This is a genomic window from Methylobacterium sp. WL9, from assembly GCF_008040035.1.
Taxonomy (GTDB): Bacteria; Pseudomonadota; Alphaproteobacteria; order Rhizobiales; family Beijerinckiaceae; genus Methylobacterium; species Methylobacterium thuringiense.
The window spans coordinates 1-16,069 of record NZ_VRVE01000090.1; the positions used below are offsets into that span (position 1 = coordinate 1).

Consider the following 16,069-nt stretch of genomic DNA (forward strand, 5'->3'; position numbering starts at 1 on the left):
GCAGACACCCTCATCACCGCCCTGCAATGCGTCACACAGACCGCCAACAACGAACCCGGAATGCTCTCCGCACGCATGATCAAGGCCCTCTGCGAGGTCCTCAAAAACAGACCAGAATGGAGAGAGGTCAAGACGGAGCTTTTTGCAGCATTCGACGCGATCCCCCTCAGAGACATCGCCGCAGACGTCCCACTCGGTATTAACTACCTAGCATTGGACGGCGACCACTCGCTCAAGGGGTGCATCGAACGCAAACTAAGCTCCGCGATGTCCCACGTTCCGCCACCGTGAGCCACCTCCCGCATCGACGCCTCGGGAATACGGTCCGTTGCCGCGATTCTGCCGCTCACGATGCTTGCGTCGATCAACTCGCTAGACAGGCTGTGGAAGCCTGCCGGCAGCCTCAGCAGGCATGCGCCGAGTCCAGCGTTCGGAACTAGCGATTTCAGTCAAGTGCTCATCTCTGGAGGGCCGACACGGACTTTGTCGCAGCCTGTAGTCGGATTGCCGGCTTCGGAAAGCCTATAGGCATTTCACGACCGGCCTATCGTTCCGGAGGTCCGCTCCCACCCCGCAGCTTGAGTGCAGTGATCTACCGCGACAACAAACTAAGAAATCGTAAATTTCACGAATAAATCTTCGTCGGGCACAGATCGCCCAACATTGCGACACATCGAATAATCCGCGGATCGCGCCGACAAAGATATACGTCATTATCGAGCCGTGATCTTACTTGACTAAAATACTGCGAAATCCAGAATAGCCTCTATTGCGGTGCAGCGAGCAAAAACTGCTCGGAATTATCTCACCAAAAGATAGATTTTTGGCGAGATGACTGATCGGAGCTCGGCTTATCCGCCAGACACACCGCAGAATACTGCCATATCGAGGTTCACCATGAAAATTGCAGTCTTCGGGCTCGGGTATGTCGGCCTCACCGCGGTCGGCTGCTTGGCGAGAGACGGTCACGAGGTGATCGGTATCGATACCAACCCTCATAAGGTCGAGGAATTGCTGGCGGGCCGCTGCCCCATCAAAGAGCCCGGCCTTGCCGAACTGATCGCGACGGGTGTCGCCGAGAGCCGGATTCATGCATCGCAGCTAGCGGATGGTCTTCTCGCATCCTGCGACTTGGCCCTGGTCTGTGTCGGCACGCCGAGCGGCACCGACGGCTCCCACAACATGACTTTCGTCGGCGAGGTAACGCGGCAGATCGCCGTAGCCTGCAAAGATCGCCGCGGGACGCCACTCACGGTCGTCTACAGGAGCACGGTCAGGCCCGGGACGATGGAAAACTTTGTAACGCCGATTCTTCAGGCGACGCTGAAGGACATCCGAGACAAGATCGAGCTGGTCTATAATCCCGAGTTCCTGCGCGAGAGCGTCGCGATCTTCGACTACGACAATCCGCCGAAGATCGTGGTCGGCACAGCGGACGGCGCAAAATCCGATACGATCGAGAGGCTGTACGCGAAGCTCAATGCCCAGCGCTTCTACACCGGCTTCAAGGAGTCGGAACTAACGAAATTCGTCGATAACACCTTCCACGCTCTGAAGGTCTCGTTCGGCAACGAGATCGGCCGCGTGTGCTACAACCTCGGCATCGATGCCGAGACGGTCTACAAAATCTTCGTTTCCGACACGAAGCTCAACATTTCGTCCTATTATCTACGCCCGGGAGGAGCCTTCGGCGGCTCCTGTTTGCCGAAGGACGTTCGCGCGCTCCAGTACTTGTCCTCCGATATCGGCGCGAACACTCCGGTGGTCGATTCGATCATCAGGACGAACGAGGCGCACAAGCACTTCGTGTTCCAATCCTGCATCAGCGGAGTGACGCCTGGTGCACTCGTGCTGCTCACCGGCCTCGCATTCAAGCCGGACACCGACGATCTTCGGGAAAGTCCGAACGTCGATCTCGCGCGCAAACTCTTGAACGCAGGCTTCAGGGTCTCCGTTTACGACCCGAACGTCCGCGCTGAACATCTGCTCGGCCAAAACCTCGGCTACGCATACTCGCAGCTGCCCGAACTCAGCAATCTCCTGATCGCGCGGCGCGAGGCCGAGACGACCTTATACGATCTCGTCGTCGATACGTCCGGGAACGATCTCGGGCTGCATACGCAGGCCAAACAGCGGTTCAACCTGCGTGAGTTCATGCATGCCGAGCGCCGGGCCTAGGCCGTCCAAATCAGGTCGGCCTCCGCGGTCTTGGCGCGCAGTATCGCTCGCGAAACTCCCGCTTCGCTGCAAGGCGCCATCGGGAGTTTCCGGAGGCGCGCAAAGTGCGCTTTCCGCAGAACCGGAGCCGATTTCGGCGGTGCGCACTCCAACCGAAACGCTCGGTCGCGGTCGGCTCGTGCGGCGAAAACTCAATCCGTGAATAAGGAACGGTGCCCGTGAACGCCTTCCCCGAGACCGAAGGGTCGCCCCCTGTGCGTCGCCCGCCACGCTCCGTCACCGGAACGATTCTGATCATCGTCGAAAATCTGCCGGTGCCGTTCGATCGGCGGGTCTGGCAGGAAGCCTGCGCCCTTCGCGACGCCGGTGCGAAGGTAAGCGTCATCTGCCCGCAGATGAAGGGTTATGACCGGCCTTACGAAGTGGTCGACGGGATCGAGATCCATCGGCACCCGCTGACGGAAGCTGCCTCGTCGGCCGGCTATGTCGCCGAGTATGGGACGGCCTTCTTCCACCAGACACGCCTCGCCTGGACGATATTCCGCAAGCGTCGCTTCGACGTGATCCATGCCTGCAATCCTCCGGACCTGATCTTCCTCGTCGCCTTCCCGTTCAAGCTGCTCGGCGTGAAGTTCGTCTTCGATCATCACGACATCTGCCCGGAGCTGTTCGAAGCGAAGTTCGATGCGGGGTCGCTCGGTGCGCGAGCCGTCCGCCAGGCCCTCCTGACCCTCGAGCGCCTGACATTCGCCGCCGCCGACGCATCGATCGCGACGAACGAGAGCTATCGCCGCATCGCCGTCGAACGCGGGGGCATGCGCCCCGATCGCGTCGCGGTGGTGCGAAGCGGGCCCGACCTCACGCGCCTGAAGCGCGGCGAGCGAGATCCGGCCCTGTTGAAGGGACGGGACCTGCTGGTCGCCTATGTCGGCGTGATCGGCAACCAGGAAGGCCTGGATCTCCTCATCGACGCGATCCGCCACCTTGTCACGGTCAGGGGCCGCACGGACACGCAGTTCTGCATCGTCGGCGCCGGTCCGGCGCTCCATCAGGCGCAGCAATACGCAGAGGAAAGCGGCGTCTCTGCCTATGTCGACTTCCTGGGACGCGTTCCGGACGACAAACTGATCTCCGTGTTGTCGACGGCCGATGTCGGGGTGAACCCGGACCGGGTCAATGCCATGAACGACAAGTCGACCATGAACAAGATCCTCGAATACATGGCCTTCTCGCTACCGATCGTACAGTTCGACGTGACGGAGGGGCGCGCCTCGGCCGGGGAAGCCTCTCTCTACGCAGCAAAGAACGACCCTATGGATCTCGCTAGCAAAATGGATCTCCTGCTCAGCGAACCGGACCGGCGCCAGCGGATGGGAGCTCTGGGTTATGAGCGGGTATGCTCTCAATTCGCCTGGAACCATCAGGCGGCGACCCTTACCACGTTCTACGCCGACCTGCTGGAGCGACCGGAAAAGCGGTCCTGGATCGCCCGGATCAGGCGGCTCTTCCGTTCCCGGACGTCTATCGTGGAGCATGTGAACTAAGGCCGTGTCCGGCCTCGTCGAACCGGATCGCGTCGGACGTTCTGATGACACGCGCTCTCGTTCGTCACCGGCATCTGGACGCTATCAGGTGCCTGCCCGGAGACGTCATGGAGGCGAAACCCGGCATTGTTGGGCTTTCGCAAGCGTTGGCCTCCATCTGGAGGCGCATGAAGGTGGACCCGACGCGGCGCCTGAAAAACAGTGATCGCAAGACAGGCCGTCTAACAGATACTAAGAAATTTTGGGCATCGAACCGCACCTCCGACACGCGGCTGCTGCTCGCGGCGCTCGACAGTCGTGCTGGCGGAACGAGCCGCAATGATCCACTTGATCTGGGGGTCCTTCCCGATGATTGCCTTGCAGTCGCGTTCCACAGATAGCTTGCCCGATCTCGGCCGCCGAATATTCGGCCTCCTGTTCGTGCTCCTCATCCTATCCTACGCGGCGATCGGGCGGGACGTGTTCTTCAATCGGCTACAGGCGAGCAACGTCGATGACCCTATCAGTGCAAATCTCGTCTATATCCGCTGTCTGGTAGCAGCCTGCTGTCTGGGAGCCGCCTTCTATCTGAATGGATTGGGGAGGCTGATTGGCCTGTTCCCTGTCGGCTTGCTGCCATTCGCGATCTTCGCTCTCATCTCAAGCGCGTGGTCTGATGACCTCAAGACGTCGGCGCGGGAGGCTTTACAGTTTACGGCGTTTATCTGGGCCGTGTCCTGCTGCGTGTCCGCATTGGGCAAGGAGACCTTGTTCGGACTTCTGTCGCTGCTCTGCGCTTGCTTTCTCGTTCTCAGCGCGCTTGTTGCGATCCTGTTACCAAGTATCGGCGTTCATACTGGAACGGAGGTCATACAGTTCAGCCATGCGGGTCGCTGGAAAGGTATCTTCGTTCACAAGAATACGCTTGGTTTCTGGGCATCCGTATGCAGCACATGGTTTTTATTTTTGCTAATCAACAAACGTGGGTCATCTGTAATCAACGGGTTCGTTTTGGCCTGTTCGACGCTTTGCTTAATTTTTTCCGGGTCGTCTACGGCTATCGGCACGACCTTTTTCATGCTGATTGCCTATGCTGTCTTATCGCTGAGGCAGCGCGTTTCAGCCGACCTTTTCGGTGCCATTCTGATGGTCCTCATGGCGGCCAGTTACGTCGTGTTCACTTATTCCCTGGACGGCATTCTCGGACTTTTCGGGCGTGATGCCGGACTGAGCGGCAGGGTCGATCTCTGGTTCATTGCACAGGATACGATCTTCGATGCACCGCTCCTCGGACAAGGATTCAACGCGTTCGGCGGCTCCGTTTTTAATGGTCTTGCCAGCCAGTATCTCGGCAAAATGGCAGCTGGAGTGGAGTCGAGCTATCTGACCCTGGCTCTCGACACCGGACTTGTGGGAACGGTGCTCTTCCTCGTCCCGGTCTGCCTTTGGGTCTATGATGGCTTGCGTCGGGACTTGCCGTGCGAAGCTGGGGGCCTCGAAAGTCGCGCATTTCTGCTGCTGGCCCTGGGTACCCTAGTACTCGCCTACACCGAGGCGACCGCGTTCTCGGTGACCAGCTCGGTCGGATGTCTATGCCTGACGTCTTTCATCTTCCTACGGTGGCAGGTCCAGTCCGAGCCGAATCAATATTTGGCCCCTGGAAAGCCACGAAGTTTAGGCGCGACTGACTTCGGCCGGCGGCGCACTGGAAGCGCAGCTCAACCTACCTAAATCTAATGATCGATGATCCTGCAGCGATCTTCTTTCAAAACTAAATATTTCTCATTGACTTATTCAGTCTAATTGTTTGATTTAACGGCAATACCGGGACTTCTCCCTGTCTAGCGGTAGCTTTGCGGAGATGGTGGTGGCCATGATCACACGGGCGAGGGCTCCGCTGAGGCTGGGGTTAGCTGGGGGAGGAACTGACCTCAGTCCCTATTGCGACGAGTTCGGCGGCGCTGTTCTCAACTGTACGATTGACCGCTTCGCCTATGCGTTCATTGCCGATCGAGATGATGGCAAGGTTGCCTTCCTGGCCCATGACCTAGGCCGGCGGGAAACCCTTGATCTGGCCGAGGTCAATAGCGCCTCGCTCGCGCTGCATCGCGGCGTCTACCAGCGCATCTGCCGTATGTTCAACGGCGGTCATCCTCTGCCGCTCACCATCACGAGCACGGTAGATGTGCCGGCCGGTTCTGGCCTAGGCTCGTCCTCAGCGCTCGTTGTCGCGATGGTCGACGCGCTTCGAGTGCACCTAGACCTGCCGCTCGGGCAGAACGATGTCGCTCACCTTGCTTTCGAAATCGAGCGGATCGATCTCGGGCTCTCCGGCGGCAAGCAGGATCAGTACGCGGCAGCCTTCGGCGGCATCAACTTTATCGAGTTCCTGGCCGATGACCGTGTCGTCGTGAACCCGCTGCGGGTACCCTCCCGTTACGTCAACGAGCTGGAAACCTCGCTTGTCATCTGCTTCTCCGGTCAGTCGCGCGAATCGGCCGCAATCATCGACCAACAGACGGCCGGCATGACATCGCATCTAAGTGCCACGGTCGACGCGCTGCACGAGCTGAAGGCCGACGCGATCGAGATGAAGCGTGCGATCTTCCAGGGGCATGTGCAAGAGATCGGTCGTATCCTGAGCCGGTCGTGGATCGCCAAAAAGGCGACAGCACGGGGCGTAACCAACAGCCATATCGATGGGATCTACGACCTTGCTATGCGCAACGGCGCACTCGGCGGCAAGGTTTCGGGCGCGGGCGGCGGCGGATTCATGATGTTCGTTGTGCGTCCCGACGACCGACTGGGTCTACTAGGGGCGCTCAACGAGAGCGCTTGTAAGGCGAGCCCAGTCAAGTTCATGCACGAGGGCTGCGAGACTTGGCAGATCGCGCAATAGGATCGGAAAGGTGATAAGGTGAAGGCCATTCTCGACTTCCTCGCGCGCTCGCGCGATGTCCTCCAGGCGGCGATCGACGACGCCTCCTTTGTGCGCGCGGTGGAGGACGCCGCTGATGTCGTCACCGACGCGCTTCGGGCGCGCGGCAAGCTCCTTATCGCCGGCAACGGCGGCAGTGCGGCCGACGCTCAACACATAGCCGGAGAATTTGTGTCGCGCCTGAACTACGACCGTGCTCCCGCTGCAGCGCTGGCGCTCACCGTCGATACTTCGGTACTCACCGCCATCGGCAACGATTACGGTTACGAGCGCGTCTTCGAGCGTCAAGTTCTTGGACTCGGTCGTCCGGGCGATGTCTTCCTGGCGATATCGACCTCGGGCCGCTCGCCATCAATCCTGCGCGCTATGGATGCAGCGCGGGAGGGCGGCCTCAAGGTCATCGCCTTCACTGGACGATCCGGCGGCGAGATGCTCATGCGTGCCGACCTCAGCCTGCGCGTGCCCTCCGATAGTACCCCACTGATCCAGCAGGTTCACATTACGGCCGCCCACATCGTCTGCGGCCTCGTCGAGGAGCGACTGTTCCCGCGGGCAGAGGGCGCATGAGCGCTGCTGTGTTGAAGCAGGCCGTCATCCTCTGCGGTGGTGAGGGAACGCGCCTCGGCGCGCTTACCGCCGCGACCCCAAAGCCGCTGCTTGCGGTCGGCGGCCGGCCATTCCTTGACGTTCTGCTGTTCGAACTCGGTCGCCAAGGCATCACCGACATCGTCCTCCTCGCTTCGTTCGAGGCCGACCAAATACACAGCTACGTTGCCGGGACCTCAATCGTAGGCCGCTTTGGCCTCAACGTGCGCGTGCTGGTCGAGCCCGAGCGAGCTGGGACCGGAGGCGCGCTGCATCATGCCCTGCACCACGCCGCCAGTGAAATCGGCGAGACATTCTTGCTTCTTAACGGCGACTCTTGGCTCGATGTTGGCCTGCTAGGCTTTGCAGCTGACGCAGCTTCGGGGCCGCAGGTCCCGGCAACGCTTCTGCTGCGTCGACTTGCGAACGCATCGCGCTACGGCGTCGTCACCTGCGACGGGCCGCTCGTTACCGGATTTTCCGAGCGCCCGGACGCGCCGGGACCCGGACTCGTGAACGCCGGCGTCTACCTGGTACGGCGCTCAATCTTACCCCACCTCTCGCCGCGCTGCTCGCTGGAGCGGGACGTGCTTCCTGACCTCGTGGCCCAGCGAAGAGTCGCGGGCCTCGTGTGCGAGGGCTACTTCATCGACATTGGCGTGCCCGACGACTTCGCGCGCGCTCAGACAGAGGTGCCAACGCGGCTGCGGCGTCCCGCTGCCTTCCTGGACCGCGACGGTGTGCTCAACCACGACGATGGCTATGTCGGCAGCCGCGAGCGCTTTCGCTGGATTGACGGCGCGATTGCGGCGGTGCGCCAGCTCAACGATGCCGGTCACTACGTCTTTCTCGTCACCAACCAAGCCGGCGTGGCGCGCGGCTATTACAGCGAGGACAACGTGCGTGCACTGCACGCGGAAGTTGCGGACGAACTTCGGGACGCCGGTGCGCACTTAGACGATGTCCGCTACTGCCCCTATCTAGCGACAGCGGCCGTAGAGGCCTATAGACGCGACAGTGACTGGCGCAAGCCTGCGCCAGGTATGCTTCTCGATCTTCTCAAGTACTGGGACGTGGATCTGGAACGCAGCTTCATGATTGGGGACAAGGACGGTGACCTGGAGGCCGCGCGCCGGGCCGGGATCGTCGGCCACCTCTTTCCCGGCGGCGATCTCTCGCGTTTCGTTGGTGCCCTCTTAAAAAACGAAATCCAATGATCGCACCGATGCCCGTTCCCTTAGCCGCGACAACGGGAAAGCCGAGCATGCTCCTCATCACGGCCCGCTATGCGCACCACGGCGCGCATAGCGGGCTTGAGCCGCTGCATGCGATCCTTGAGCAGAACTTTGCCGTAGACGTGGCCAAGCCCAGTCGAACCGCTAAAGCGGCGCTCGCGCTGGACCGCTTCAGCCATCTAATACCGCGCCTGATGGGCCAGCCTCCGCAGCAAGCGGGCTGGAGTCCCTACTACACGCCCAGCGCCAGCCTCGTGGAGGGCGCAGCAATCCGCCAGGCACGTCAGAAGCGTTATGACGTCGTCTTCTGCGAGTCGATTGAGAAGTTCCACGACCGGCTCGGCCTTATCAAGCAGGCCCATCCCGGATGCCGCCTCGTCGGCATGGTGCACCAGCCCCCAAGCTGGTGGCGCCTCAACGCCATCTCTGCGGGCGTACTGGACGATTTCGATGCGGTAATTGCGCTGAGCCGGCAATCACGCGATCACGTGGAGCGCGAACTCGGTGTGCGCTCAGTTGCGTTCGTAAACCACGGCGTTGACGTGACGTACTTCAGGCCCCCGGAGGCTGATCGGGCGATCCAAGACGGGTTTGACATTTGCGTCGTCGGCGATTGGCTGCGCGACTTTGATCTCGTCGCTCAAACAATCGAGCGCACGTCCGCCGAGACGCCGAGCTTCCGTTGGCACCTCGTGCTGCCAACCGCGGCCCGAACCACTGACGCTCATTACCGAGCGGCGCGCTACAACAACGTACGGTGGTATAGCAACATCTCGGACGAGGCGCTGCTTGCCCTTTACCACCGCTGCCACGCGATGTTTCTGCCCTTGATCGACGCTACGGCAAACAACGCAATGATGGAGGCCCTGTCTTGCGCGCTACCGATTATCGTTTCCGACGTTGGCGGCGTCAGGGACTACGCCGGCGAGTACGTCGATTATGTGGGGACGCGTGACCCGGCTGATGTGATCGCGTCCCTGCGCGCTTGCGTCGCCGACTATCCAGCCAAGCGCTTGCGAGCGGCAGCAGGACGGGAGCATGCACGCACTCATCTCGCGTGGACCAAGGTCGGCCTACAGATGGCAGCGATCGCAAAATCGCTGTAAAGATGGGCCTCTGAGAGCCTAGAGCATTTTCGAGCGAAGTAGTTCCCGATTCGGATAAAGAAAATGCGACCGCACAAAGAGCTAGAGAAACTTCCGTGATCTTCGACTCGCGGAAACTGCTCTAGCTGAGGCACTTATCTAAACGTCCCGATCTGTCTCCCGTGCAAACACAAATTCTGTCTGGTAGAGCGGGACGAAGAGCAGATGTGGACGGACCGGCATCGGATACGCCACCAGTCGCGCTGGAAGGGCATGGTGCTTCAGGCGGACTTGGACGAGGTGGCACGCTTTTTGGAGCGGGCAGATCCGCCGGGTGGTTTGGATGCGACGCCCGCGCGCCGGGGCCGGCGGCGATTGCCTAGCGGTCTGGGCAGTGGACGGCAAGGCGCCAATGTTGAGTGACAAACGGTGCCACCTTCGGCAACCCGATCCGCTCGGAGACGCCGATGACCTCGGTTGGCAAATCTGTGTGAAGGACTCCGCAGCAGCATGAGCACCGGTCGGGGCAATGATCGACTACCGTATCGGGATCGTCGCTCAGCAGGCGGCTGTGACCTTCGTAGCCCGGCTCGACACCATTGGGCTTCGATTGCTCCCGCCTCTGCTTGCGATCCGTCCCGGGCGGATTCGAGGAAATGCGTGAGGTCGTCTCCGGGCGTTGCAGCCGCAGCACCAGTTCAATCAACGCCTCGCGGCTCAGCCACTCAAGATCGCTCCGGCCCATCGTGAGAAGGAATCAGCGAAATCCGACCCTAGAAGAGAGTGAGCAATTACTCGCCCAGCACTTGCCGACCGTTCAGAACTCTCCTAGACAATAGCTCGTCGGAATTGCATTATGTTAGCCATGCCTGACAAAGTTGATTTCGTTGACCCCGTTCTTGTAAAACGAGACGAGCTTGTTGGATTAACAGGGCTGCGGGGTCTCTGCGCTAGTGTTGTTGTATTGGGGCACTACAATTTTCAGGATGTAAACACTGCCTTTGACGTATTCCACTGGCACAACGCCGCGGTTGACATATTCTTTGTCTTATCTGGTTTCACAATGTTTTTCGTGCATGGACAGGAACGTGGGCCTCTCGATTTTTCTGATTTTATGAAGCGTCGCATTGCTCGCTTGTGGCCGCTTGTGGTCGTGACACTGGCGTTGACCGCACCTATCTTCTTCTTGAACTTAGCAAAAAAGGGCATCGTATTCGAGCCCATTCAAATTGTCATCGACACCCTTCGCCAAATTTTGATGGTGAACTCATGGCCACTGATTGGGAGCGGGGTCGAGTATAATGGACCGCAATGGTCCCTAAGTGTCGAGTTCCTGCTGTATCTTGCGCTGTTTCCGCTCTTGTATTGGCTCGTGCCGTTAATGGCTCGGATCGGTCCAGTCGGTCTTGCGGTGGCTGCATTCATCAGCATGTCCGCCTCAGTGGCTACTTATATCGCCTGGTTCGATCCAAACCTGATGGATGGCAACTCCATATCAAATCCGGATCTCGCGCTACTGAGTCTTACGGTACGAGGTGCTTGTGGATTCTCGGCCGGATTTTTTGCTTACCGCTTCTGTCGGCTACGGACATCGCTGCAAGCGGAGGCGCGCGTGTCGGATGCGGTTAGCTTGTTGGCGCTTGCGACCGTGCTCGCATCGATGTTCACTGCGCTGCCTTCACAGATTTTAGCTTTGCTGGCGCCACTGATCGTTGTCTGCAACGTGGCGCCGGGCTCCTGGACCTATCGTCTTCTAGCAAGCAGGACGCTACACCTGCTTGGATTAATATCTTTTTCATTGTATTTGCTACATGTGCCGTTAGTAGCGTATGCAGCTTTCCTCGTGCTTGCGATAAACAAATACGTAGTCCCAATCACAATGGACAAGTGGCTTCTTGCGCGTGTCATTAGTTCGTTGGCCATCGTGCCGCTGAGCGCTCTCTGCTACTTCTACTTCGAGGCACCGATCCGCTCCCGCCTGTATCGCTTTCTTAAGGCTCCCGGCTGAGGCGGGGTGTAAAACGCGGAGCAATTTCAGACTGATGTGGTGAGGTGAAATCAGGCTAAATGTTTGATCTCAGGTGGCGCTGCGGATGCGGTTGTAGGAATTGGCTGCCGCATGGGTCCGCCACGGCTCCCGGCGGCTGCACATCCTGTTGCGACGGGAGGGCTGGGCCGTGAACCACAAGCGAGCCTACCGGACCTGCCGGGACGAGGGACTGTAAGCTTAAATTTGTCACCGCAAATTCTGAAAGCGCCTATAGGCGCAGTCCATAGATCGGGTGCGATTTCAAATCAATGCTACGATCCTCCGGAACTGTATGTAATCTATACACAACAGTCGGTGTTTTCACGCACCTTTTTCGACGCAAGAGATCTCGGCCGCTTGGAAATTCTCGGCCTTCGCCGTGGGGAGTTCCGAACCGTCAAGGTATCGGCAATAACTCGCAGCTTAGCCAGGCGTCTGACCCCGATCTTATCCATTGGCTCCAAATCTGACCGATGGTGAGCTGCTTGAGTCGGCGATCTACGCGGCCTCCATCGATTTCGCGGTACTTTGCCGGCGTGAGGATCGTGTGATCCGCAGAGTGGGCGACCAGTCGCTATCTGTCCGAAAACATAACGAGTGGTCGAACTGGTTCGTGATTCGGAGGGCTTCGGGGAGCCTCTACGAAGTCCGGGCACGCGTTGCAGACGACGGATCTGGAACGATCCCGTGGATGACGACGTCAACGTCTCGCATCGGCTCTATTGGTCCGAGAAGAGCCGCGGCACGGTCGGGCGTGGTCTCAATCCGACACTGATCACCTCGGTGGCGGATCCTTCAGATTGCTGGCAACGCACCTGGCCTCTGGGGAAAACTGGGCTCCGCCACCCTCATCGGTGAACCGCCCCCCGTAGATACGCCACATGCGGCGATCAGGCCGGGCGAACCTGCCGCCGTTTGCCGGCCGCGCCCCATTGCATCAGGCCGATCATCAGCGCGATCACGCCAAGATAGACGAGTCCCTGCAGCACGCTGGGCCGGTCGGTGTAGCCGACGAGGGCATGCAGGACGCGACCCGGGATGCTGCCCTCGGCCAGGAGGCCGGAGGAATTCCAGAGCTGTTGGTCGAGCACGGTGATCACGCCGGCATTCGAGAGGAACTGCGCCGCCTGCGCAGCGAGGCCGGCCGCGAGCAATACGATCAGCGCGCTCGTCACAGAGAAGACGTGGCGGCTCGGGATCGAGGCGAGACCGAAATAGCTGATGGCCGAAAGCAGCGCGCCGGCACCCACGCCGAGGATCGCGCCGAGCTGCAGTTCGCCACTCGAGGTGCCGCTGGCGACGAGGCCGTAGAGGAACAGCACGAGCTCCGCACCTTCGCGAAGGATCGCGGCGCCGACGACGACGGCGAGCGCAGCGGCCGTGCGCTGGCCGCTGCGCACCGCGTCGCCCGCGGCGCGCAGCTCGCCCGCCATCTCGCGGCCGTGCCGGCTCATCCAGGTGTTATGCCAGATCAGCATGGCGACGGCGAGGATCAGCACGCCGGCATTGAGCAGGTCCTGGCCCGCGCCCTCGAAGGCGTCCGAGATCGCTTCAGCGAACAGCGCGACGAGGCCGGCGCCCGTGAGCCCGGCGACGACACCGAGCCCGACCCAGCGCCCGCGGCCGGGAATGCCGCGCGTCGCGGCGAGCACGATGCCGATGATGAGGCCGGCCTCGATGACCTCGCGGAAGGCGATGACGAAGGCGCCGATCATGCCGGGGTTCCTCGTGTGTGCGTTGGTTGCAATCCGATGGTGCCGGCTACCAGAGCCAGAACATCAGGATCCAGTTGAAGGTCGAGAGCGCCGCGACGGCGGCGATGCAAGCCGTCGCGGCGATCCGGCGGATACCGCTCGCCGTCAGGCCGGCGATGCGCCAGGCGAGCCAGACGCTCCACAGTCCAGCGCCCGCGAGCAGCGCGCCGCGGATCTCGGAGAGATACGGCACCGCGATGCCGTCTCCGCGCAGAAATCCGACGGTGAGTGCCGACAGGCCGAGGAAGAGACCGCAGCCGGCGATCGGGATCAGCGCCTGGGCGAGATGGTGGAACCGGTTCGGGGACCAGGGACCGAGGCTGCGTACCGCCAGGGCGACCAGCCCGCCGAAGGCGAGGCCGAGCACCAGGGCGGCGCCGACGATATAGGCGATGAGCAGCCCGCCATCGACCAGCGTCAGCACGTCGTTGCGGTCGGGATAATTGGTCAGGACGAACCAGGGCAGGCTCGTCTCGAGCGGCCAGGTCACGCCATGCTCGATCAGCCAGGTGGCGAAAGCCTGCTTAGCGTCGACGTACCAGGGGCTCGACGACCACTGGAAGGCGCCGACCGCCAGCCCGAGCATGCCGAACAGGATCAGCACGGTCTGCTCGCGGCTCGGCTCGTCACCGGCAACGTGGACGATCTCGTGGTTCGGCGAACGCCGGGCGAGGCGCACGGCGCCGCGATAGCCGTCGCAGCGCCCGCACATGTGGCAGGCGCCGGCCCCACGCATGGTCTTCACCGGAACCAGCGGCGCACAGTTGAAGGCGGCCTCCCGAGGGGGCTTCGGAGAACGCGCCCAGGCCGCGCCGTCGACCTGAAAACTCACCGGTGCGAGCTTGGCCAGCACCGCAAACACGCCATTGACCGGGCAGAGATAGCGGCACCAGACCCGCTTGTTGCGGCCGTAGACCAAGCCCACGGCGATGGCGGCGACCGTCGAGCCGCCGAGCACGGCCAGCACCGGCTTCGGGTAGCCGTAGACGCTGACCATCTGCCCGTAGATCGTCGTGCCGGCGAAGGCGATGAACGGCCAGCCGCTCCAGCTCAACCAGCGCGGCACCGCGCGGCCGAGGCTCCAGCGGCTGGCGAATTCGGTGAGCGTGCCCTCGGGGCAGAGGATGCCGCACCAGCCGCGTCCGACAAGAACCATGCTGACCAGCACGAAGGGCCACCAGATTCCCCAGAACCCGAACTGCGCGAACAGCGTCAGGTCGTTCCAGAGATGGGCGCTGCGCTCGGGCAGCGGCAGGAAGGCCGGCACCGCGACGAGCACGACGTAGACGGCGACGAGCGCCCATTGCACGGCGCGGATCGCGCCGGCCCGTGCCTGCATCCAAGCGCCGACGGCCGCGATGCGGTCGTCGATCCAGGCGTCGCGGGGAAGAGTGGAAACGGTCAAGAACTTTGCTCTCGCGAGACTACTTCGCCACCAGGCTGGCCTTCGCCTCGGGGTGGAAATCGTCGAACACGGCGTAGGTGCCCGGATCGAGCGTGCGGAACACGATCGACGAGGTCGCACCCGCGGCTAGCGCCTTCTCGCGCTTCAGCTCAGTGCTCTCGAACTCCACCGGCGAAGTGCCGGTGTTGCTGATTTCGAGCTTGAAGCGGGTGTTGGCCGGCACTTCGATGGTCGACGGCGTGATGACGCCGTCGCGCATCTCGACCTTGATCACCGGCATGTCGTCGGCACGCGCCGGGACTGCCGCGAGACAGGCCAGCATGAGGGCGGCCGCGAACCGACTGACCATGGGCGGCACTCTCAGGATCCGTGAGGCGATCACTCAGTAGGCTCCCTTCTTGCCGATCCCGGCGAAGGTGAAGTCCTGGATCAGGTCGAACGGCTCGAACCACGCGGCGACGCCGGTCTCCTTGTCGACGTGGCGACCGAAATGCTGGTGCGGGCCGGGGGGTGCCACGGTGAGCTTCAGGCGGTAGCGGCCCGGCCCGAACAGCTTGACGTTGTCGCCGTAATGCGGGCCGTCATTGGCCACCATCGCCATCAGTGTACCGGTCGCCTTCTGGTCGGTCGGCTTGTCGCCGTCGAGCTTCGTCACCTCGAAGGCGACTTCGAGGGCCGGCACCCAATCGCCCTCGGCGAAGCCGTTGGCGTTGTCCTTGGCGGCGTGGATGTCCGCTTCGAGATGCATGTCGGAGGCGGCCGCCGCCTTCATCATGTCAGGCGGATCCATCTCGATCGGCTGCAGGTAGACCGCGCCGACCTCGATACCGTTCCTGATCACATGCGGGCCAACCGGAACCTCCTTGGCAAGGGCCGCTCCGGCCACAAGCGCCGAAGCCGCCAGAGCGGCCGCGAGCAGGGGGCGGCCGAGGCGGGATCGTCGCGCCGTCGAAGCCGTGAGCGCCTGGGCCGTCGAACGGGTCTCGGTCATGCGATGCAGTCCTGTCGTCCATCGAGCGAGTGGTGACGCGCGCCAGCCGCGCTGCGGGACGCCTTTGGCACAGCTCCTTTGCCGGGGGCCGCACGCAAGGCCCGCTTCAGGTCGGGCAGCGCGAGGAACGCCTGCAGATACGCGACATCGTCATGCGTCTCAATCGGGGTCTGCGGATGCGGGACGCCGACGTCGTCGCGTCCCGACGGAGCTCGATCTCCTTTTTCAGAAGTCGACGGATGCTGAGATGAGGACGGTTCTGGGCGCGCCTTGTGAGAGGACGCCGCGTCCTGTTGAGGCCCAGTAGTTGTTTCCGGTGAGGTTGACGACGTTGGCGCGCAGGGTG

The 16,069-nt window shown here is 61.6% G+C and carries 13 protein-coding genes and 3 pseudogenes; 11 read left to right on the forward strand and 5 right to left on the reverse strand.

The window, feature by feature from the left end:
• From FV217_RS19070 to FV217_RS19110, 9 genes and pseudogenes are all read left to right on the forward strand, one after another.
• A pseudogene (locus FV217_RS19070) lies at positions 1 to 291 on the forward strand (hypothetical protein); the annotation flags it as partial.
• A 606-nt stretch (positions 292 to 897) separates the two neighbouring features.
• Positions 898 to 2,178: a nucleotide sugar dehydrogenase gene (locus FV217_RS19075; RefSeq protein WP_147818871.1), complete on the forward strand. Its 1,281-nt coding sequence runs from the start codon at positions 898 to 900 to the stop codon at positions 2,176 to 2,178.
• 314 nt (positions 2,179 to 2,492) lie between these two features.
• Positions 2,493 to 3,722: a glycosyltransferase family 4 protein gene (locus FV217_RS19080; protein WP_246682982.1), complete on the forward strand. Its 1,230-nt coding sequence runs from the start codon at positions 2,493 to 2,495 to the stop codon at positions 3,720 to 3,722.
• Between the two features lie 107 nt (positions 3,723 to 3,829).
• A complete protein-coding gene (locus FV217_RS19085; protein ID WP_147818873.1) occupies positions 3,830 to 4,102 on the forward strand; it encodes a hypothetical protein in 273 nt (90 codons plus the stop codon).
• A complete protein-coding gene (locus FV217_RS19090; RefSeq protein WP_147818875.1) occupies positions 4,041 to 5,432 on the forward strand; it encodes an O-antigen ligase family protein in 1,392 nt (463 codons plus the stop codon). The genes FV217_RS19085 and FV217_RS19090 overlap by 62 nt, the downstream gene beginning before the upstream one ends.
• 142 nt (positions 5,433 to 5,574) lie before the next feature.
• Positions 5,575 to 6,600, forward strand: coding sequence for a GHMP kinase (locus FV217_RS19095; RefSeq protein WP_238232944.1), 1,026 nt, complete (start codon positions 5,575 to 5,577; stop codon positions 6,598 to 6,600).
• An 18-nt stretch (positions 6,601 to 6,618) separates the two neighbouring features.
• A complete protein-coding gene (locus tag FV217_RS19100; protein WP_147818878.1) occupies positions 6,619 to 7,206 on the forward strand; it encodes a D-sedoheptulose 7-phosphate isomerase in 588 nt (195 codons plus the stop codon).
• The gene (locus FV217_RS19105; RefSeq protein WP_147818880.1) at positions 7,203 to 8,441 is read left to right on the forward strand and encodes an HAD-IIIA family hydrolase; all 1,239 of its coding nucleotides are present in this window, start codon (positions 7,203 to 7,205) and stop codon (positions 8,439 to 8,441) included. Before FV217_RS19100 ends, FV217_RS19105 begins: the two co-directional genes overlap by 4 nt.
• Positions 8,442 to 8,488: 47 nt before the next feature.
• Positions 8,489 to 9,565, forward strand: coding sequence for a glycosyltransferase family 4 protein (locus tag FV217_RS19110; protein WP_187272636.1), 1,077 nt, complete (start codon positions 8,489 to 8,491; stop codon positions 9,563 to 9,565).
• Between the two features lie 367 nt (positions 9,566 to 9,932).
• On the opposite strand, the pseudogene FV217_RS19115 reads toward FV217_RS19110, so the two are convergent.
• A pseudogene (locus FV217_RS19115) lies at positions 9,933 to 10,289 on the reverse strand (IS66 family transposase); the annotation flags it as partial.
• Positions 10,290 to 10,400: 111 nt separating this feature from the next.
• Between FV217_RS19115 and FV217_RS19120 the strand changes: the two are divergent.
• Both FV217_RS19120 and FV217_RS19125 read left to right on the forward strand, forming a co-directional pair.
• The gene (locus FV217_RS19120) at positions 10,401 to 11,552 is read left to right on the forward strand and encodes an acyltransferase (protein ID WP_147818884.1); all 1,152 of its coding nucleotides are present in this window, start codon (positions 10,401 to 10,403) and stop codon (positions 11,550 to 11,552) included.
• A 79-nt stretch (positions 11,553 to 11,631) separates the two neighbouring features.
• Positions 11,632 to 11,766: pseudogene (locus tag FV217_RS19125) on the forward strand (IS3 family transposase); the annotation flags it as partial.
• Positions 11,767 to 12,463: 697 nt separating this feature from the next.
• On the opposite strand, the gene FV217_RS19130 reads toward FV217_RS19125, so the two are convergent.
• The 4 genes from FV217_RS19130 to FV217_RS19145 form a co-directional block, all read right to left on the reverse strand.
• Positions 12,464 to 13,288 (reverse strand): FTR1 family protein, encoded by an 825-nt coding sequence (locus tag FV217_RS19130; protein WP_147818886.1) that lies wholly within the window; start codon positions 13,286 to 13,288, stop codon positions 12,464 to 12,466.
• Between the two features lie 46 nt (positions 13,289 to 13,334).
• The gene (locus tag FV217_RS19135; protein ID WP_147818894.1) at positions 13,335 to 14,666 is read right to left on the reverse strand and encodes a 4Fe-4S binding protein; all 1,332 of its coding nucleotides are present in this window, start codon (positions 14,664 to 14,666) and stop codon (positions 13,335 to 13,337) included.
• Between the two features lie 85 nt (positions 14,667 to 14,751).
• The gene (locus tag FV217_RS19140) at positions 14,752 to 15,081 is read right to left on the reverse strand and encodes a cupredoxin domain-containing protein (protein WP_147818888.1); all 330 of its coding nucleotides are present in this window, start codon (positions 15,079 to 15,081) and stop codon (positions 14,752 to 14,754) included.
• Positions 15,082 to 15,114: 33 nt separating this feature from the next.
• On the reverse strand, positions 15,115 to 15,723 hold the full coding sequence (locus FV217_RS19145; protein WP_147818890.1) for an iron transporter: 609 nt from the start codon (positions 15,721 to 15,723) through the stop codon (positions 15,115 to 15,117).
• Positions 15,724 to 16,069: the final 346 nt, after the last annotated feature.